General features: G+C 47.3%; 24 protein-coding genes. 5 read left to right on the top strand and 19 right to left on the bottom strand.

Annotated features, from left to right (window positions below; all coding sequences use genetic code 11):
* Positions 1–5: 5 nt before the first annotated feature.
* From ylqF to rplS, 3 genes are all read right to left on the bottom strand, one after another.
* Positions 6–857 carry a ribosome biogenesis GTPase YlqF gene (gene ylqF / locus BN1938_RS05170; protein ID WP_050639579.1) on the bottom strand — a complete coding sequence of 284 codons (852 nt, stop codon included), beginning with the start codon at positions 855–857 and terminating at the stop codon, positions 6–8.
* Between the two features lie 13 nt (positions 858–870).
* Positions 871–1,539 (bottom strand): signal peptidase I, encoded by a 669-nt coding sequence (gene lepB, locus BN1938_RS05165; RefSeq protein ID WP_050639578.1) that lies wholly within the window; start codon positions 1,537–1,539, stop codon positions 871–873.
* Between the two features lie 150 nt (positions 1,540–1,689).
* Complete coding sequence (gene rplS / locus BN1938_RS05160) at positions 1,690–2,037, bottom strand: 50S ribosomal protein L19 (RefSeq protein WP_025656905.1); 348 nt, start codon at positions 2,035–2,037, stop codon at positions 1,690–1,692.
* A gap of 448 nt (positions 2,038–2,485) precedes the next feature.
* On the opposite strand from rplS, the gene BN1938_RS05155 reads away from it, so the two are divergent.
* Positions 2,486–3,298 carry a CAP domain-containing protein gene (locus BN1938_RS05155; protein ID WP_050639577.1) on the top strand — a complete coding sequence of 271 codons (813 nt, stop codon included), beginning with the start codon at positions 2,486–2,488 and terminating at the stop codon, positions 3,296–3,298.
* Between the two features lie 272 nt (positions 3,299–3,570).
* Positions 3,571–4,254, top strand: coding sequence for a type II toxin-antitoxin system PemK/MazF family toxin (locus BN1938_RS05150; RefSeq protein ID WP_050639576.1), 684 nt, complete (start codon positions 3,571–3,573; stop codon positions 4,252–4,254).
* Between the two features lie 309 nt (positions 4,255–4,563).
* On the opposite strand, the gene trmD is transcribed toward BN1938_RS05150, so the two are convergent.
* From trmD to BN1938_RS05105, 9 genes are all read right to left on the bottom strand, one after another.
* Positions 4,564–5,256, bottom strand: a complete 693-nt coding sequence (gene trmD / locus BN1938_RS05145; RefSeq protein ID WP_050639575.1) for a tRNA (guanosine(37)-N1)-methyltransferase TrmD — start codon at positions 5,254–5,256, stop codon at positions 4,564–4,566.
* Positions 5,253–5,759, bottom strand: a complete 507-nt coding sequence (gene rimM / locus BN1938_RS05140) for a ribosome maturation factor RimM (protein WP_050639574.1) — start codon at positions 5,757–5,759, stop codon at positions 5,253–5,255. Before rimM ends, trmD begins: the two co-directional genes overlap by 4 nt.
* A gap of 156 nt (positions 5,760–5,915) precedes the next feature.
* Positions 5,916–6,146, bottom strand: coding sequence for a KH domain-containing protein (locus BN1938_RS05135; RefSeq protein ID WP_025656902.1), 231 nt, complete (start codon positions 6,144–6,146; stop codon positions 5,916–5,918).
* A 23-nt stretch (positions 6,147–6,169) separates the two neighbouring features.
* A complete protein-coding gene (gene rpsP, locus BN1938_RS05130) occupies positions 6,170–6,415 on the bottom strand; it encodes a 30S ribosomal protein S16 (RefSeq protein ID WP_009003357.1) in 246 nt (81 codons plus the stop codon).
* A 47-nt stretch (positions 6,416–6,462) separates the two neighbouring features.
* Positions 6,463–7,818 (bottom strand): signal recognition particle protein, encoded by a 1,356-nt coding sequence (gene ffh / locus BN1938_RS05125; protein WP_050639573.1) that lies wholly within the window; start codon positions 7,816–7,818, stop codon positions 6,463–6,465.
* A gap of 1 nt (position 7,819) precedes the next feature.
* Complete coding sequence (gene ylxM, locus BN1938_RS05120) at positions 7,820–8,170, bottom strand: YlxM family DNA-binding protein (protein ID WP_330377547.1); 351 nt, start codon at positions 8,168–8,170, stop codon at positions 7,820–7,822.
* Between the two features lie 118 nt (positions 8,171–8,288).
* A complete protein-coding gene (locus BN1938_RS05115; protein ID WP_050640008.1) occupies positions 8,289–9,200 on the bottom strand; it encodes a S8 family peptidase in 912 nt (303 codons plus the stop codon).
* 67 nt (positions 9,201–9,267) lie between these two features.
* Positions 9,268–9,996: a response regulator gene (locus BN1938_RS05110; protein ID WP_025656898.1), complete on the bottom strand. Its 729-nt coding sequence runs from the start codon at positions 9,994–9,996 to the stop codon at positions 9,268–9,270.
* The gene (locus BN1938_RS05105) at positions 9,993–12,671 is read right to left on the bottom strand and encodes a sensor histidine kinase (protein ID WP_050639572.1); all 2,679 of its coding nucleotides are present in this window, start codon (positions 12,669–12,671) and stop codon (positions 9,993–9,995) included. The genes BN1938_RS05110 and BN1938_RS05105 overlap by 4 nt, the downstream gene beginning before the upstream one ends.
* A 275-nt stretch (positions 12,672–12,946) precedes the next feature.
* On the opposite strand from BN1938_RS05105, the gene BN1938_RS05100 reads away from it, so the two are divergent.
* The gene (locus tag BN1938_RS05100; protein ID WP_050639571.1) at positions 12,947–13,186 is read left to right on the top strand and encodes a hypothetical protein; all 240 of its coding nucleotides are present in this window, start codon (positions 12,947–12,949) and stop codon (positions 13,184–13,186) included.
* Positions 13,187–13,313: 127 nt separating this feature from the next.
* Here BN1938_RS05100 and BN1938_RS23635 read toward each other — a convergent pair whose 3' ends face one another.
* Complete coding sequence (locus tag BN1938_RS23635) at positions 13,314–13,460, bottom strand: hypothetical protein (protein WP_187376287.1); 147 nt, start codon at positions 13,458–13,460, stop codon at positions 13,314–13,316.
* Between the two features lie 128 nt (positions 13,461–13,588).
* Between BN1938_RS23635 and BN1938_RS05095 the strand changes: the two genes are divergently transcribed.
* Complete coding sequence (locus BN1938_RS05095) at positions 13,589–14,386, top strand: hypothetical protein (protein ID WP_050639570.1); 798 nt, start codon at positions 13,589–13,591, stop codon at positions 14,384–14,386.
* Positions 14,346–14,624: a hypothetical protein gene (locus BN1938_RS05090; RefSeq protein ID WP_025656895.1), complete on the top strand. Its 279-nt coding sequence runs from the start codon at positions 14,346–14,348 to the stop codon at positions 14,622–14,624. Before BN1938_RS05095 ends, BN1938_RS05090 begins: the two co-directional genes overlap by 41 nt.
* A gap of 40 nt (positions 14,625–14,664) precedes the next feature.
* Here the strand turns inward: BN1938_RS05090 and BN1938_RS05085 are convergent, their stop codons facing one another.
* The 6 genes from BN1938_RS05085 to BN1938_RS05060 form a co-directional block, all read right to left on the bottom strand.
* A complete protein-coding gene (locus tag BN1938_RS05085) occupies positions 14,665–15,138 on the bottom strand; it encodes an acyl-CoA thioesterase (protein ID WP_025656894.1) in 474 nt (157 codons plus the stop codon).
* The gene (locus BN1938_RS05080) at positions 15,139–15,624 is read right to left on the bottom strand and encodes a hypothetical protein (RefSeq protein WP_050639569.1); all 486 of its coding nucleotides are present in this window, start codon (positions 15,622–15,624) and stop codon (positions 15,139–15,141) included.
* Positions 15,625–16,112: 488 nt separating this feature from the next.
* Complete coding sequence (locus tag BN1938_RS05075; protein WP_050639568.1) at positions 16,113–16,847, bottom strand: tRNA pseudouridine synthase A; 735 nt, start codon at positions 16,845–16,847, stop codon at positions 16,113–16,115.
* 70 nt (positions 16,848–16,917) lie between these two features.
* A complete protein-coding gene (locus tag BN1938_RS05070; RefSeq protein ID WP_050639567.1) occupies positions 16,918–17,319 on the bottom strand; it encodes a ribosomal maturation YjgA family protein in 402 nt (133 codons plus the stop codon).
* Positions 17,320–17,431: 112 nt separating this feature from the next.
* Positions 17,432–19,477, bottom strand: coding sequence for a ferrous iron transport protein B (feoB, locus tag BN1938_RS05065; protein ID WP_050639566.1), 2,046 nt, complete (start codon positions 19,475–19,477; stop codon positions 17,432–17,434).
* Entirely contained in the window at positions 19,474–19,701 is a 228-nt protein-coding gene (locus BN1938_RS05060; protein ID WP_050639565.1) for a FeoA family protein, read from the bottom strand. The genes feoB and BN1938_RS05060 overlap by 4 nt, the downstream gene beginning before the upstream one ends.
* Positions 19,702–19,806: the final 105 nt, after the last annotated feature.

The following is a 19,806-nucleotide window of genomic DNA, read 5'->3' as shown; positions in this document are numbered from 1 at the left end:
CTATATTATGCATAATCCTGAGGAAATTCAAGTGTTATTTTTCCCAGCCTGCCATTGCGGAAATCGTCCATCATAAGACGGGCGGCTTTTTCCGTGTCCAGCTCGCTTCCCTTTACCAGACAGTGCCTGCTCTCCGCGATATTTCTAAGGCAGGCAAAATGATCTTCCGATTCCTCTATCTGATATTTTTCCTCCAGAATTCCGGGATAGGACTGCTTCAAAAATCCAATTAACTCCATAGCCAGTTCCTCTGTATTCAGTATCTCATCCTTTATAGATCCGATAAATGCCAGCCGAAGCCCCACGGTCTGATCCTCAAATTTGGGCCAGAGTATTCCCGGAGTATCCAGAAGCTCCACATTTTTATTGAGCCTGATCCACTGCTTTCCCTTTGTTACGCCGGGTTTATTGCCGGTCTTTGTACAGGCCTTCCCTGCAAGTGCATTAATAAACGTAGATTTTCCAACATTCGGAATCCCCACTACCATTGCCCGGACGGGACGGTTCAGTATTCCCCGTTTCCTGTCTCTTTCTATCTTCTCTTTGCAGGCCTCCTGGATTACGCCCTGTATGGACTTAATCCCTCCGCCTTTTTTGGAATTCACCTTTACTACGGAATATCCTTTTTCCTTAAAATATTCTGCCCACGCATCATTCCACTTGTCCTCTGCTAAATCCGATTTGTTCAGCAGTATCAGCCTGGCCTTGTTCTTTCCCAGATCATCGATCTCGGGATTTCTGCTGCTCACCGGAATTCTGGCGTCCACCAGCTCTATGACAAGGTCTATCAGCTTTATATTTTCCTGCATCATGCGTTTTGCCTTGGTCATATGACCCGGGTACCACTGAAAATGCATCTGTACTCCTCCTCTATCTCCTGACAAAGCCAAAATCCGGGCCCGGACTGGCCACGAACCAGACCTTCCCAAAGATTTCGCTTCGTTTTACATTACCGATGTCTGCCATCCGGCTGTCATCGCTGCCGGCATGGTTATCGCCCATCACAAAATATTCATCCCCGCCCAACTGCAGCGGCTCATCGGCGATTCCTGCCTCCTCTATATCCTCCGCAAAAATATGCTGTGTCACTTCTTCCTCATTAATAAAGACTTTTCCGTCTTTAATCTGCACGGTTTCCCCCGGAAGTCCGACAATCCTTTTAATAGAATAATGAGTATTTTCGTTTCCGTTTGGCTTAAACGCAACAATATCGCCGCGTTTTGGTTTGCTTGCATTATAAACAAGCCTGTTTACCAGAACAACATCTCCATTCTTCAAAACAGGCTTCATGGAGTCCCCTGCATTGCTGACCCTCTGTCCAAAAAACCAGACGAGCATAAAAGCTATGGCGCAGACAATGATAATCTGTACGATCCAGTTCGCAATCTCTCCCCTGTTCTGCTTCTGTGCCTGGGTCTTTTCTCTCCGGAATCGGAGTTCCGGCCTGCCGGTGTCAAACTTCAGCTCTTGTTTCTTTTTCCGCCTGCGCTTCTGATTCGCCCGTCCCCGGCGCTTTTTCCGAAAGTTTAAATCCCGCATATTCTTCCCCTATAAACTGCCAAAACTGGTACTGTTCAAAGGCGAGCCTGTAAACAGCAACCCGAAACTGTCTGCAGTAAAATTCACTGAATATCTTCATGATATATAAAAGGGACAATATACATGTTGTACTTGTCCCTCTCATAGTTACTATTTTACTAATTCTTTTACCTTTGCTCTCTTACCAACGCGGTCTCTCAAGTAGTTCAGTTTCGCTCTTCTTACTTTACCTTTACGTACAACTTCTACTTTTTCAACGTTTGGTGAGTGTAACGGCCAAGTCTTTTCAACGCCGATTCCGTTGGAATTCTTTCTTACTGTGAAAGTAGCTCTTGTGCTTCCCCCCTGTTTCTTCAGGACTGTTCCCTCAAAAACCTGGATTCTTTCACGGTTACCCTCTTTAATCTTGGCATATACTTTAACGGTATCACCTACATTAAACTCCGGTACATTCTCTTTTAACTGCTCTGCTTCAATACTCTTAATAATATCGTTCATTGTGTGACCTCCTTAATATTTAGACGTTCTTAATGCCTGCTTACATGTTCCTATCAGTATTCCTGTCACACAGCACACACGATTCCGTGCAGATGCTCTGCAATAAAATATCCGATACCAGCAAGTCTGTTATTGCATCAGAGGACCATCGCTTTTCATTTCACAACTGTTGTATTTTACCATACTTTCCTATAAGTTTCAAGCCTTTTTTCGTCTCTTTTCCACGTTACTCGTAACAGTTCAGGCAAGCCTGAACTGTTATCGCTGCTCAGCCTATCTGGGGGCTTTTGCCCAATTATACCTTCTTGCGGCAGCAAATTAAATATAGTTTACCATAGAAACTGCCGTCATTCCAGATGTTACCTGTATATTTCTTCTTTTTTTCATGATACGATCATTCCGTAATATTTTTGTAACAATTAAACAACATTTTAGGAGGTACATATTCATGAAACATAAGATATTACCGGCTCTGCTCACTGCAGCAGCCATAGGAACAGCAGGATTCTCGCCCCTCACAGTACAGGCGGTATCTATTGAAGAAACCAGACAGGTGCTTCAATCCAAAGGGATCTATATTGCAGGCCCTCTGAGCAGCACAGAGGAACTCAAACAAAAACTTGAAGCACTCGGCTATGACTGCACCATCCCGGACTGGCTTGACTGCATCATTCCGGGACAGCCGGAGAATCCGGATCTCCCGGATAACAACCAGCCGGAAAACCCGGATCTCCCGGATGACAACCAGCCGGAAAACCCGGAACTTCCGGACAACAACCAGCCAGAGAATCCGGATCTCCCGGACGGAAACCAGCCTGGTACCCCAGAGCTTCCGGACAATAATCAACCGGAAACTCCCGAGCAGCCGGATGTTGACGAGAGCGATAACGCATTCATCCAGCAGGTCGTAACTCTGGTAAACCAGGAACGCGCCAAAGCCGGTCTTTCCCCTGTCAAAGCAGACGTGTCTGTACAGGCAGCCGCTCAGGTCCGTGCGAAAGAAATCGAGACCTCATTTTCACACACACGCCCGGACGGCAGTTCCTTCAGCACTGCATTAACACAGCAGGGCGTCACCTACCGAGGTTCCGGCGAGAACATTGCCTGGGGACAGAAAACTCCTGAGCAGGTTATGAACGGCTGGATGAACAGTGACGGACACAGAGCCAATATTCTCAATAAGAATTACACCACAATAGGGGTAGGGCTCTATCAGAACGCCTCCGGAACTAACTACTGGACCCAGTTGTTTACCTATTAAACTCAGATTCAGTAAAACTCTGCCAATATTAAGGAATGGGATATCTGTGGAAGCATCACGAAATGCGCACAGATATCCCTCTTTAAATAACCTGCAAAATGTTTGCCCGCAGTTTGTCCTGAAGGTGCACTAACAGAATACTCGCCTAGACCTTATTTAAGAAACCCTTCCTCCAATTCATCACTTTTAGTTTGTTAGTTTGATTCTTTCTCCTGTTGTACTATGCCAGAAAATCTGCTAAAATAAAATCATAATTCCAAAAGGAGAAATCTATGAAGCATACAGCAACACTGGAAGATGCAAGCCACTCTTTTGATGAAGCCGTTTACACATTGCGGAAACATTTTACTCATACAAATCACACCGAACCAGAACAGATTAAATTAGCAAATGAATACTATAAATGGACATCCCTAAAAACTAATTTAATTATGAATGAAAAGTCTTTTCAAATCCCTCCCTCTGCCTTGCCTAATACCATCAAACCATCTTCTTTTCAGTGGCTCCTCCCTGAAAAGCAAGCTGTCGTAACCAAGTATTATCAATACAATAAAGACACCGGTAAATACGTTATTTCCGTCAAAAAAAGCGATATTCCAAATGATGCTATAGAACTAATTTCCCGTTCTTTGGTTTTAATACGTAAAGCTGTTGTATGGGTAGATTTTGGATATAACATCGGCAGTGAATTTGGCGGCAGACATCCTGCCATTATATTAAAAAACCTCAAGGATTCCCTGGTTGTTATACCGCTTTCCTCTCAAGAGCCTAAAAGTATGGACTATAATGTAAAAGTGGACAAAGTATACGGATATCCTTTGATGGACAGGTGGGCTAATGTGACACGTATTACACAGGTAAGCTTATCCAGAGTACATTACCAAAAGATTGGTGATGTGAAGCCAGCCATTTTGAATGAAATCAGTAAGAAAATGAAAACTTGTGGTATAGCTTAAAACCTAGTACATATGCTAATATAGATTACAAAATAGTTTGACATATCTACTGCTTTATGCTAGTATGATGTTGTAAACGTAGGAGAAATCCTAGTAATTTTGTAACCGAGAGATCGTCATTTATGGCGATCTCTTTTTATATAATAGGAATGTGCAGTGCACTTTCCTATTATATAACCCCCTCCGGGGGATGCCGCAATAAGATATATAGCCATAAGGCGCACTGCGGCATTGCCAAAGTATGCAAGCCCCTCACTCTTGAGGGGCTTGCATACTTTGTTCTTCCATACTATTAAAGGAAATGGCTCTTTACACCCCGCCCCTCTTCTCCAGCAGATCCGGCCGCCGTTCCCTGGTTCTCAATACAGCCTGTTCCCGCCGCCACTTTTCAATATTTGCATGATGCCCGGAAAGCAGCACCTCCGGCACTTTTTTTCCATGCCATTCCTCCGGCCTGGAATACTGCGGATATTCCAGCAGGTTATCCTGAAAGGATTCAAATTCCGCCGACACGTCATTGTGCAGAACACCCGGAACCAGCCGTGATATCGCATCCACCATGACCATAGCGGGAAGTTCTCCCCCTGTAAGCACATAATCCCCAATGGAGACATAATCCGTCACAATCTCTTCCAGCACCCTCTCGTCGATCCCCTCGTAATGCCCGCAAAGAAGCACCAGTTCACTTTCCTGCGCCAGTTCCTCCGCCATCTTTTGAGTAAAAGTCTTTCCCTGCGGTGAAAGATACACCACCCTGGGCTGTTTCTCCAGCCTCCCGGCGATCGATTGGTACGCCTGATACACCGGCTCCGCCTGCATCAGCATGCCGGCCCCTCCACCGTAAGGATAATCATCCACGCTCTGGTGTTTATTAAATGCATAATCCCGGATATTTACGGCTTCAATTGACAGCAGGCCATTACTCACAGCCCGCCCTATAATGCTTGTATTCAACCCGTCCATTACCATTTCCGGAAATAAAGTCAGTATGTGAAAATTCATGATATAAGTCCCTCCAGCAGATGCACCTTCATCGTCTGTTCCTCCACATTCACATCCAGTATACAGTCGTGAATCGCCGGGATCAGCACCTCTCCATGTTCCGGTGACTCTATCACATAGACTTCGTTCGCTCCGGTCTCGATCACATCCTTCAGCACGCCGAACTCACCGTCCTCTGTGTACACCTTCATACTGATCAGATCCGCGATATAGTACTCGTCCTCCTCCAGGCTGACCGCATCCTCCCGGGACACCAGCAGGCTTTTTCCTTTATATTTTTCTACATCATTTATATCATCAATTCCCTTAAACTTTACAATGACGAACTGCTTAAAAAACTTTACGCCCTGTATCTCCATGAGAATGTGTTCTTTTCCCGTATTAAGTATCACCTGTTTTAAACTTTTAAATCTAGCCGCATCGTCCGTCGTCGGGAACACCTTGACTTCCCCGCGGATTCCATGAGTAGAGGAAATCACCCCTACCTGTAAGAACTGTTCCATATTCTTCTCCTGTATCTGTATTCTTAATTTAACGTCACATAAGACTGCATCTCGTCCAGTCTCCATAAAACGAGTCAGACACCTGCCATTCTACGGATAAAAGGAAAGGGGCAGTCTCTTTATGCTGGCGCATGAAGGCTGTCCCCTTAAATTCTGCTATTGTATAATATCAACAACAACTCTTTTATCTTCCTTGGCAGCAGCTGCCTTCACTACAGAACGGATTGCCTTTGCAATACGGCCCTGTTTTCCAATAACCTTGCCCATATCGCCGTCGGCGACACGAACTTCTAACACAGTAGTCCTGCCGTCCTGTCTTTCAGTCACAACAACGCTGTCCGGTTCGTCTACTAATGCTTTCGCAATTACTTCAACTAATTCTTTCATCTAAGCCACCTCCGCGGAACAGCTTATTTCTCAATGCCTGCTGCTTTCAAGATTTTTCCTACTACTTCTGTAGGCTGAGCTCCGTTGTTTAACCACTTCTTAGCTGCTTCCTCGTCTACCTTAATCCCGCTTGGCTCCAGGTTCGGATCATATGTTCCGATTTCCTCGATGAACTTACCGTCTCTTGGAGATCTGGAATCTGCAACTACGATTCTATAGAAAGGAGCCTTCTTCTGTCCCATTCTTTTTAATCTGATTTTTACTGCCATTTTTTTCACCTCTTCTTATTATTTTTTCTTTTTTGTTAATTTATGTGTTAAAAAGGAAGCCTGAACTTGCCTTTCTTACCACCTTTGCCGCCCATCATGCCCGGAAGTTTCTTCATCATCTTCCTGGCCTCATTGAACTGCTTCACCATACGGTTCACTTCTGATATATCCACGCCGGCGCCTCTGGCTATCCGGTGCTTTCTGGATGGATTTAACAGATCCGGGTTGCTGCGTTCTTCCAGTGTCATGGAATGGATCATGGCCTCCATCCGAGCCATTTTCTTATCATTCTCCTCGGAATCCAAATCCGGCAGCTTCGAGTTCATGCCGCCGAGTCCCGGCATCATGCTCATGACGCTTGACAGACCGCCCATCTTCTTCATCTGGCTCATGCTTTCCAGATAATCATCAAAATCAAACTGGGCCTTCTTCATCTTCTCTGTCATCTTTTTGGCTTTTTCTTCGTCTATCTCCGCCCCTGCTTTTTCAATCAGGGTCAGGACATCCCCCATACCCAGAATACGGGAAGCCATTCGGTCCGGATAAAACTGTTCCAGATCGGAAAGTTTTTCTCCCATACCTACATATAAAATCGGCCTTCCGGTTACGGCTTTGATCGACAGCGCCGCCCCGCCCCGGGTGTCACCGTCCAGCTTCGTGACAATGACTCCGTCAATTCCGATCTTTTCATGGAAACTTCCGGCAACATTCACCGCATCCTGTCCGGTCATTGCATCCACGACCAGGATCGTCTGATGCACTGTAACTGCCTCCTTGATCTCCTGAAGCTCCCCCATCATATCCTCATCAATGTGAAGACGTCCGGCGGTATCCAGTATCACAATGTTGTTGCCATTCTTTACCGCGTGTTCATAAGCGGCCTTTGCAATGTCCGCAGGCTTGTTCTTGTCTCCCATGGAAAATACTTCCACGCCCTGCTTCTCTCCATTTATCTGTAACTGCTTGATTGCTGCCGGCCTGTATACATCACATGCCACAAGCAGCGGTTTCTTGCCCTTTAACTTGTACTTTCCCGCCAGCTTAGCCGTCGTCGTCGTCTTACCGGCTCCCTGAAGGCCCGCCATCATAATCACCGTGATCGCACTGCCCGGCTGCAGCTGTATCTCCGTCGTCTCGGATCCCATCAGCTTGACCATCTCTTCGTTTACGATCTTGATAACCATCTGGCCCGGATTCAGTCCGTTCATCACATCCTGCCCGACCGCGCGTTCCTGTACATCTTTGACAAATCCCTTGACTACCTTAAAATTGACGTCTGCTTCCAGTAGCGCCATCTTTACTTCCTTCAGGGCCGTCTTCACATCGTCTTCCGTAAGCCGTCCCTTACTGCGGAGGTTTTTAAATACGTTTTGAAGCTTTTCAGTTAAACTGTCAAATGCCATTCTATAACTCCTCTATAATAGTATCCGAAATCCTCCGGATTCTCTCAGCCATTACTTCCGGCTCCACATCCCGACTCTCGTAAGAGTCAAGCACATCATTAATCTCCTGCACCATCTTTTTTACAGAAAGAAACTTCTCAACAAGATGCAGCTTGCTCTCGTACCCTTCCAGAATCTTCTGGCAGCGCCTGACCAGGTCGTGGACACCCTGCCTGCTGATCCCTTCAGACTGCGCTATCTCGCTTAATGACAGATCTTCCAGCACAAACTGCCCGTAAATCTCTTTTTGGTGATCTGTGAGTAGTTCACCATAAAAATCATATAACAACGCCTGTTCTAAAATCTCATTCACAATCATCACCTTTGTTATCATACTAAAAAGCAAAGCAGGTGTCAAGTATTTTTTCTTGACACCTGCTTTATTTTTCATCTGTTTTTTATTTGATTTTCCAACCTGTTTTTGCAGCAAATTACATCGTAAGCAGTTTCCCTACGTTGAGCATCCCCCAGCCCTGTGCCGCGCACTCATTTCTGACACAAGACTCACGGAGCTTAAGCTTCACCTCCACATTGGTCATATCCGGAAATTTTGACAGCATGCAGGCGATCGCTCCCGACACCACAGGCGTTGCCATCGACGTGCCGCTTTTTGTGACATATGGCTTCTGCCAGCGGTTGGTATAATCTCCGTTGCAGCTCAGGATATTCGTCCCCGGCGCCAGCAGATCCGGCTTAATAACGCAAGCATCCGTGGGGCCGTTCCCCGAATAATTCCATTCTCTGCCGCCGCGCCCCGCAATGATCGATCTTTTCTCCCCCACTGCACCTACAGTTATCACTTTCCTGCTGGTACCCGGAACAGCAACTGTCCCCGCGCCCGGTCCGTAATTTCCTGCTGAGACGACCACCACAAGCCCTGCATCCCAAAGCGCTTCCACAGCATCCACAAGCCTTTGTTCCTGTGCTCTCTCCACTCCCGGCTGTGTTCCCACAGAGATATTCACAATGCGGAGTTTCACCCTTTTGTGGATCATAAGCAGCCAGTCAATTCCCTCAAGAACATCTTCCACCGAGCCGTTCCCCGTATGATCCAGTACCTTCCCTACCAGAATCTCCGCCCGCGGCGCCATCCCGGCGTATACCCCCGAGGACAGTCTCCCGCTCCCGGCCAAAATTCCAGAAACATGCGTTCCGTGCTTACCATCATCATATATTTTCTCTTTATGATTAACAAAATCGCGAAAACCAATAATTCTTCTATCAAAATCAGGGTGAAGCGTGATTCCGGTATCCAGTACCGCTGCGCGCACACCCTGTCCCAGGTATTTATTAGTAATGATATCCGGGCACCAATATCCAACAGTCTGCTTTACCCATTTCATGAAAACACCTTTTTTAATATGATATTCAGAAATGTTGTCCCTGTCTACTAATTTTGTGCCCCGCCTGTCAGCTAACCTCCGTCTTCTCATCTACCCGCAGCATCCGGTACCCTACGCCTATATGGGTTTGGATATACTGCGGATTGGATTTGTCTTTTTCAATTTTTTTGCGGAGTGACGCCATATATACTCTGAGAGAGGACATATCGCTTTCAATCGCATTCACCCAGACTTTATCCAGGATAAACTGGTATGTCAGCACTTTTCCAACATTCTGCGCGAGCAGACAGAGCAGGCTGTACTCCAAAGGCATAAGATGAATCTCTTTTTCTCCCACAAAGACCGTTCCCGCGCCGTAATCAATCACAAGATCCCCATCTTTAAACACACTGGAGTTCTGATCCTTCGTCCGCATGAGATACTGCACCCTGCGCAGCGTGGAACGCAGCCTTGCAAGCAGCTCCTCCACACTGAACGGTTTTGTCAGATAATCATCCGCCCCGGCGTCCAGAGCCTCCACTTTATCCCTGTCATCACTTCTTGCGCTGATCACGATCACCGGCGCTACAGACCACGTCCGGATCTTTCGGATCACCTCAATACCATCCATATCCGGCAGCCCCAGGTCCATCAGTATGATATCCGGATTGCCGGAAGCCGCGGCCATGACCGCCTGGTTTCCGTTAGCAGCAGTCTCATATTTATAATCCTGGGATTCCAGCGTTGTGGTGATCAGATTTCTGACCGGCATATCATCCTCGACAACAAGAATAAAAGGTTTGCCATTCACTGTCATAATGTTACTTCCTCCACTTCCAATTCAAAACAAAATACGGTTCCCTTCGGAACATTGTCATATACTTTTAACTCGCTTCCATGAGCATTGATAATGGATTTGCACAGAGTCAGCCCCAGGCCCATCCCCCGCCTGCCGTCGGTAACCGCATGGCCTGCGGTATAAAACATCTGGAACAGCTTGGGCTTGTGCTCTGCCGGAATCCCCGGTCCATTATCCGCTACCGAGATCACGGCCCTGTTTCCCTGTTTTAGCGCTTTAATCCAGATCTCGGAGCCTGCCGGCGTATATTTTACCGCATTGTCCGTCAGATTAATCAATACCTGAAGCATCAGTTTTACATCCATCTTCGCCATCAGCAGCTCATCACATTCCACGTGGATCTTCTGTTCTTTTCCGCGCCGGTTCACGTGATGCAGTGCTTCTTCGATCACATCCTCCACGATCTCTCCCTGAAGATTCAGTTCCATCGTGCCATTTTCAATTCTGGTGACAGAAAGCAGATTCTCAACCAGATTAATCAGCCACATGGAATCATCATAGATATCTTTGTAAATCTTCTTTCTCTGCTCTCTTTCCACTTCGCCTTCATTGATCAAAAGGGTCTCGGCATTGCCCGATATGCTGGTAAGAGGCGTACGCAGATCGTGGGAAATAGAGCGCAGAAGATTCGCACGCAGCTGTTCCTTCTGCAGCTTCAGGTCAATCTCCTGCTGTTGTACGAGGAGCGCCTCCTTCTCCAACGCAAACGCACACTCGTTCAAAATAGCCCCCATAACGCCTTCTTCAAAAGCCGGGATCGCCTTCTTCTCCATATCAATCCCGACGACCGCAAAGACTCTCTCCCCGCTCCTGACCGCGGCAAAAAGGAAGCGGGAACCCGGAAGCGTCTGGGTGGAGAAGCCTGCATGCTTATTGTTGCGGAAGGTCCACTGGGCAACTCCCAATTCCTCCTCCCCCAGCACATCCGGCGCATCCGGATCTTTCTTATATACAATCGGTCTGTTATTCGCCGATGGTTTCCCGAGATAGAAATAAATATTCTTCTCCAGAAGCATTCCCAGCTGCTGAATTGTTCTTGAAGCAATCTCCTGGGTGGTACCCGCATCCTGCAGCTTTCTGCTGGTTTCCAAAAGCAGTTCGGTACGGTAGGCCTTCCTGGCATTCTGGCGGGCATAGTTCTTCACCTGCTTGGTAAGCGCCGAGCTGCACAGGGAAGTGACAAACATCACGAAAAACGTAATAAAGTATCCCGGATCATTGACAGACAGCGTCCGCACCGGATCCGTAAAAAAATAATTAAACACAAGCACGCTGAAAACACTTGTAATTATCCCCCAGATCTGATGGCTGGTAAACATGGCTGATGTCAACACACCCAGGATATATACCATGACCAGATTGGCGTCGCTGAAGCCGAGCCTGGTAAAGATCAGGGCAATTGCCGTGGACACGCCCAGGCTGACAATACATATAATCGCATCAAGCCAGGCCTTCTTGTATGTCTCCTCCCGCCTCTTCTTTACGCGGCCTCTGTACCTCTTATCAAATGCATCCGGGATCAGAAAGATTTCAAGGTTCGGTGCCAGCCTGGAAAGCTGTTCGGATACGCTGTCCCGGATAAACAACAGCCTCCGTTTCGTATAAGTTCTGCCCAGAACAACCTTGGAGACACGGGACGCCTGCGCATATGCCGCAATTTCTTCTACGATATCATTGCCGTAGGATGTTACGATCTTTGCCCCAAGCTGTTCCGCCAGCCGCGTATTATCATTCAGCCCCTTCTGATCCGCCTTCGACATATTGGCCGAATCCGGCGTTTCTACATATAACGCAGTCAGTTTGCCGTGAAATGCATTCGCCATCCGGGCGGCCTGCCGGATCACCTTGCCGTTGGAGGGCGACGGGGACAGGCATACCATAAGATGTTCCGCCGTCTCGTTGCTGGCATGGATCATACTGTCCTGGGCAAGATTCACCCGGTCAGCCATACGCCGCAGTGCAATTTCCCGCAGAGAGATCAGGTTATCCTTTGTAAAAAAGTTGGAAAGCGCCCGGTCCGCCTGTTTTTCCTTATAGATCTTCCCGGCCTTCAGCCGCTCCAGCAGTTCCTCCGGCTCAATATCCACCATCTCCACCTGATCCGCTTCGTCAAATACGCTGTCGGGGATCCGTTCCCGCACAATCACCCCCGTAATCCCTGCAATCGTGTCATTCAGGCTCTCCAGGTGCTGTACATTGACCGTAGTATAAACATTGATCCCCGCCTTCAAAAGCTCCTTTATATCCTGGTAACGTTTGGCGTGGATACAGCCCTGTGCATTTGTATGCGCCAGTTCATCCACCAGGATCAGTTCGGGTTTTCTGAACAGTGCTGCCTCCAGGTCAAATTCATGAAGACGTATGCCGTGATATTCCACCTCTTTTACCGAAAGCATCTCCAGGCCCTGCGTCAAAGCCATCGTCTCCGGCCTGGTATGCGGTTCTATGTAGCCTGCGACCACGTCAATCCCTGCGTCTTTCGCCTTGTGGGCAGACGACAGCATGGCATAGGTTTTTCCTATGCCTGCCGCGTAACCAAAAAATATTTTTAATCTGCCTTTTCCGCTTTGTTCCTTCTCAGCCTCCATCAGCTGTTTCAAAAACAGATCCGGCTTTCTGCTGTCTTCCTTCATCATATCATTTCCTTTGCCGTTTCCTTTCTGCTATCTTACTTCAGAATCCTCTGCATTGCAAGATGAAACCCTTTCCGACCTTAGGATACATCGCTGTCCGGGTTATTCTTACTATAAAATAACATATGCACCATAAAATAGGTGTGAAAGAACCCAGGCCGGATATTAAAATCGTATTAAAATCTTTTTAAAAAAATAATTAGGGAAATCTTTTCACACATTTGTAACCACCTACATATTATGAACTGTAATCAAACATATATGGAGGATTTAACATGAGTGATTTAAGTGCTACAAACTGCGGATGTGGATGCGAAACTAGCTGCGGAGGATGCGGAAACGGGATGTCTTCTTGCCTGTGGATCATTATCCTGCTTTGCTGCTGCGGCGGCAACGGCTTTGGCGGCGGATGCGGCAATGGCTGCGGCGGAAACGACAGCTGCCTGTGGATCATCATCCTGCTTTGCTGCTGCGGCGGCTTTGGCGGCGGATGCGGAAACAGCTGCGGATGCTAATTCCAAACCAGTAAAACTTACCAGAACATGAATTCCTGCCCGGGCCATCCCGTAACACTTACGTTTCGGGCGCCTAAAGGCAGGAAATAAAAACAGCCCCGGTACAGATCTTTGTACCGGGGCTATTTTATGGTTTTGCCTTATTCTGATCCTGCGGTCTTTCTTTTCCCCCCTGCTCTTTGTTCCCTTTCTTCTCTTCCATCCGTTTCTTCAGCATGCAATCCTCGTCTATCTCATACACCGCATTTCCATCGATAATCAGTTTTCTTTTCATCTTGATACCGCCCTTTCCTTTCTATTCCCTATTATAGTATGTAGGAACCCTTACTTTAGTCTTATCCCATCCTCATATTTTTATACTTCTCATCATATATATTTACAACGTGATAAACAGGAGTGAATATGGAAAAGAAAACGCCAAAACCAATGACACCCTTTGATGAACTGGTTACACCGCCCCAGCTTCAGATGCTGAAGCTGTTTCTGCCCTACACTCCTGCTTCTAACCAGCAGTTTTTGGGAGTATTCATAAAATTCCAGGAGCTCCAGCAGACAATTTCTTTTTTTCAGAATTTCGAAAATGATTTACATAGCCAGGCCTTTGGCAGCGGCCAGGCGCCATCGATGATGGAGATGCTCCAGGAGTTAAGGCCCTATCTGCCGCAGCAGCAGGCGGAAATGATGGACACATTTCTGAACATGATGAATATAATGGAAATGATGCAAATGTTCCAGGAAAGCTCACAGGGCCAGGAAAATGGTTTTTCAGACACAGACAGCGGTTTTTCATCCGAAAACAGTTCTGCCGGAGCTTCCGGCGGCGGAACTGGCCACATGGGCGGCATGGGAAATATGTTTTCCGGAGGCTTCAACCCCATGGATATGATGATGGGGATGCTGACTCCTGACCAGCAGAATATGTTCCAGATGTACAATAGCATGTTTTCCGGGGATACATCCTTTGACCCGGGCACCGGGGAGGATCCTGCTCACGCAGATGCCCCAAAAGAGGCTTCCTCCATGGAAGATACCACAGAAGACATTTCCCATGGAAATGAACCATGGGCCCCTGCTTCGGCGGAAAATGCACCACCCCAAACTGACACAGCAGACAATGTCCCTACGGGAAATGATTCATTTATGGAAGGAGATGATACAGATGAACGAATGGATGAACAATCCGGCTATGAAAAATATTGACCCCATAAAACTGGAACTGATTCAGATGGCAGCTTCCCAGACCGCCGGCAAATCCGGCCGAGACCTGGCTCCCATCATGATGGCCCTGATCACAAACGCAAACAAAAAGGGCATCAGTTTTTCCGGGGACGAGATGTCTCTGATCCTGGAAATAATGAAAGATGGAAAATCCAAAGATGAACAGGCGCAGATCGACAGAACCATCAATATGGTCAGCTCTTTTATGAAGAAAAAATGATCCCCCAATACCCCGGAGGATAAAAAAGAAAGAAGAAGGCCTAAAAACCTTCTTCTTTCCTTTTTATCCTCATCTCTCTTCTCTTTTTTGCTGCTTCCCATTCCGCCTTCTCTTCCTCACTCTCCAGAATCAGGCGCGGCACCCGCTTAGGCTTGTCATTCTCGTCCAGCGCAACCATCGTAAAATAGGCTCGGTTAATCGGCCTGCGCATCCCGTCCATATTTTCCACATAAGTATCAACCCTGACTTCCATGGACGTATTCCCCACATAAGTCGCCTTCCCGATAATCACAATCACATCCTTCTGATAAGCCCCCTGAATAAACCGCAGATTATCCACCGAGGCCGTAATAATGTTGCTCCTGGTATGGCGCTTCGCCACAAGCCCGGCCACATCATCCAGCCACTGCATCAAAATACCTCCAAACAAACGCCCCGCGGCATTCAAATGATTCGGCCGTACCATATGCACCGTTTCCACCCTGGAATCCGCAACTCTTCTCTCTTCTATCATCTAAAACAACTCCAATCCGCATTCCTGCGCTATATTTTTATAACTCTCCAGCGTCTCCCCCTCTTCACAAAACAAAGGATATTCCAGGCCATAATTCCCCCAGACCACCGCCTTTTGCTTCGTAAAATAAAAAGTAGAAAACAGCCAGTTCCTGGCAGTAATCTCCGCAAGAAAAACCAGATTTTCCGCCACCAAAGGATAGTATACCTGCCTGGTTTCCGTTTCAAACTGCAAAAACACATTTTTTTCCGCATCACTCAACCCGGCCACAAATCCCCGCTGTTTCTCCTCAGCCAGCACCGAATAATAAAAATCCGCAAAAGAAGCGCCCTCATTCACCACCAGACACCGCTCCAAAAAACACTGCATAGCCAGCTTATCCCCTCTAAGAGTCACAGCCTCAAACCGCAAAAAACCATCCTGAACATTCTCAATCAAAAGCGCCCCCCGCGCCGCCAGTTCCCCTTCACTCAAAGACCGAAACATAATCTCCTCCTATAATCCCCTACACCTTCCCCCTCATTATAATATCCCCCCGCGCCATAAATCAAGCAAAGTTTAGCAAGCGTGCTTTAGCCAAGCCTGCGTATGGAGGCGCTCAATCCCATAAATCATCCAGCACCATCCGCCCAACCCAATCCACCGCCCCCGCATAAAGCACCTCCCCCGTGCCGCCGTCCTTCCTGCCGGCCGTCATGAGACCAGCTGTGCGGAATTGGAATATGCCTCTCCTGGATGCGTCTTTTAGGGCATTAGTGCCGCTTCATCAAAATCGGAACCGGCATGTGAACTGTTTACAGGCCCACAAGGACTGTAAACAAGCAGACCCGCAGTGAGAATTCATCAGAATTCTCGCAAGTGTCCGCGGTGTTCACCATGCCGGTTCCGATTTTGATTAGCGGCACTTATGCCCTAATACCGCATCCGGGAGAGGCATATTCCAATTCCGCACAGCGGCCCCATACCCGCCACCCCTAATACTCCACCATCTCCAAAAACATCCCTTTCGGATCACAAGGCGCGCTGGCCTCTTCCTCCCCCGAAAAGACTGCATCAATACATTCCGCCTTCCGTTTCCCAAGCCCGATATCAAGCAAGGTCCCACCAATCATCCTTGGCATATTATGCAGAAAATCATTTGCCCGAAGACGAATTTGAATCTCTTCCGCATCACCATAGATGTCGATATTATAAATCTCTTTTTCCGTAGACTTACTCTTCTTAACAGTTGAAAAATGTTTAAAATCGTGTCTTCCGGCCAATAAAAGAGCCGCCTGCTGCATAACACCCACATCCGGGGTGCGGAATGCATAATAAGTATATTTCCGGTTAAATACACTGGGCACCGCGCCAATAGCAATCCGATACAGATAAGTCCTGGACTTCGCATTCAGGGAAGCGTGAAAACGCTCCGGCATCTCCTCCGCAGAAAGAACCGCAATATCCATAGGCAGATAACGGTTCAGATACTGCCGTATTTCATCCGCTTTCATATCCGAAGTAGTCTTAAAATTAACCACCTGCCCATAAGCGTGAACCCCAACCTCAGTCCTGGCCCCACAAAACAGCTCCACATCCTCCGCGGTCATTTTATGAATCACATCCAGCAGCCTGTTCGCCACAGTATTTGTCGACTCCCCCTTACCAAGCCTCTGCCATCCCTGATAACGCGCCCCGTCATACTCCAAAACCAACTTAATATTATGCATTCTTATCACTCCTCCATATCATCGAATTCCGCATGCGAAACTCACACCTGCAGCGGCCGCACCATGCCAGCTACTTTTTTCGCCTCATTCCCGTCCAGTTCGATATCCCAAGCTCAATACCTGCTCCTATCAGAATTCCAACGGTATAACACACCAAATCACTCCATAAAAAACCATATCCCAAAATCAATCCTCCCAATGTAGTGCGGCGCAATGCATTTATCCAATCTGCCTGATACAATTGGGAAAACTCTATTGCAAAAGAGAACGCCAATGCCGCCAGCATCACTTTTGCAGCAGACATTTTATAAAATAGGAATCCAATTCCCCAAAATACCATCATAGCCCACAAGGCATCACCCGCATAGTTCCTTAGAAATACCGGCAGACAATCACCAAACTGCCTTGACGCAAGCCCTAATACCATTGTAATTACAATGAAAGCAAAATAAATAATTCTACTCCTTTTCATAAGTACTCCTTTTATATAGGCTGGCCTGCACGATCCCTTTGTTGATGTTGCCAATTACAGCTATAGGCAGCAGACATCATTTTTTCGAAAATACCTCTGCTGCTTAAACTCCTCAGAAGAATATCCCTGCTATGTGATAAGCCAGGAAGCTTACGCACCAGGCCACTGCCAGCTGGAATAGCACGATCCCGACTGTGATCTTTTTACTCCCTACCTCCCGGTTAATCGTAGCGATTGTAGCCGTACAAGGTACATAGAGCAGGCAGAATACCATTAATGCATAGGCGTTGGCCGCTCCGAAGCCCATAGCCCCCAGTGTTCCCACAAAGCTTGCCATTCCATGGCCTGTGGTAATATTCTGGATACCAAACAGTACACTGCAGCTGGATACCACGACTTCCTTCGCGGCAATCCCCGCAATCAGGGCTACAATGATCTGCCAGTAGCCAAGACCCAGCGGTTTAAATATTGGCACAATGGCCTTTCCGATCATAGATCCGAAACTCTGGGAAATATCTGTCACATATCCCGCAGTTCCAAAATTCAGGATGATCCACATAATAATCGAAGCTATAAAAATAACGGTTCCCGCCTTGGTAAGATAATCTTTTACCTTTTCCCAGACATAGATCGCAATTGTACGCGCGTTCGGAGTCTTATACTCCGGAAGCTCAATCAGAAGGGAATGTTCCGCCTTGCTTCCGTCGATTTTCGAAAGAACAAAGGCCGTTGTAATCGCAACAATAATTCCCAGCAGATACATGGAATAACAGGCCATCATGGCATGTTTTCCGAAAAACATAGAAGAAAACAGCACATAAATCGGCAGCCTCGCACTGCAGGACATAAATGGCGTCACCATGATCGTTTTCAGCCTGTCCTTTCTATTTTCCAGTGCCCTGGATGCCATAATAGCCGGGACGGAGCATCCGAATCCAAGCAGCATAGGCAGGAATGCCCTCCCGGAAAGCCCCAGGTGCCCCATGATATCGTCCATGACGAACGCCACCCTCGCCATGTAGCCGCTGTCTTCCAAAAAGGCAAGCGCCAGGAACAGGATAAAGATATTCGGCAGGAATGTCAGGATCCCTCCGACGCCCGAGATAATTCCATCCACGATCAGAGACTGCAGCATGGCATTCACATTCCAGGCGGTAAGCAGGCTGCCTGCCGCTCCGGATATCCACTCAAGTGCGATCTCAAAGTATCCCTTCAGCCAGTCCCCCACGGTAAAAGTGAGGAAGAAGACAAGAGCCATGATTCCTAGAAAGATAGGCAGCCCCAGCCATTTGCTGGTCATAAACCGGTCGACTCTGTCCGTCCGTTCCTCTTTCTTGCTCTTATTCACCAGGGTCTCCTGAATAATCTCTTCTATAAAATCATATTTCTGGTTAATGATATCCTTCTCATAACTACGGTCCATAACCTCCGGCATATTCACAGGGTATTTCTCCATAACTGCATGGTCCTGTTCCAGCATCTTAATGGCATGCCATCTTTTATTTTCCATCCTTGGATACAGACGCAGAAACTGTTCTATAATCAGGTCTATCTTATCTTCTATCTCATCCTGATAAACCATTGCGTAATCACGGTGATGGTTATGTATATGTTTTGTGTTTTCAGTATGGTGATGAATAAAAGGGCTCTGTCTTGCATAATCCTTGTGGTGTGCCACCGCATGCATCAGGATCTCCAGACCGCTCATCTTTCTGGCGGAAACCGGTATTGCAGGGATGCCCAGCATCTCAGGCAGACGGTGCAGGTCGATCTCCATGCCGCGTTCTTCCACGATATCCATCATATTCAGCGCCAGTACGACTGGCTTTCCCAGCTCAATGAGCTGCAGCGTCAGATAAAGATTCCGCTCCAGACAGGAGGCGTCAACCACATCCACAATGACATCTACCTCGCCGCTCATAATACATTCTCTGGATACCTTTTCCTCCATTGTATACGAAGTCAGGCTGTATATACCCGGAAGGTCAATCAGCTTGAACTCCTGATCCTTATAAAATGCCTTTCCCTCTTTTTTTTCTACCGTAACTCCCGGCCAGTTCGCCACTTTCAGATTGGCGCCCGTGTATGCATTAAATAACGTTGTCTTCCCGCAGTTCGGATTTCCTATAAATCCAACATTAATCACTTTATCGCTCATGCCCGGACCTCCTCGACCACAATATTGTCTGCGATCCGTTTTCCCATTGCAAATCTCGTTCCGCGGAACCTTACCGTAATGGCGCCCTTTTTATCATTATTCAAGATTGTGATATTAGCCCCCGTAGTAAGTCCAAGCGCCTCCAGCCTGCGCTCCAGATTCAGCTCCGTATTGATCTCCTGTACCTGGTAAGTATGATGGTTTCTGCCTTCTTTTAACCTCATGGCTTTCTCCTGTAAAATGTATTTGGTATTGATAATTATTCTCCATAAGGAATTATAAATCTTTTCACACAGTAAGTCAAATAGATTGACATTTTTTGTCACAAG

It is taken from the genome of Eubacterium sp. SB2 (assembly GCF_001244405.1).
In the GTDB taxonomy this organism is placed as follows: Bacteria; Bacillota; Clostridia; order Lachnospirales; family Lachnospiraceae; genus Faecalicatena; species Faecalicatena contortus_B.
The sequence above is the reverse complement of the archived record's forward strand: the minus strand, read 5'-3'. Positions and strand labels throughout refer to the sequence as shown.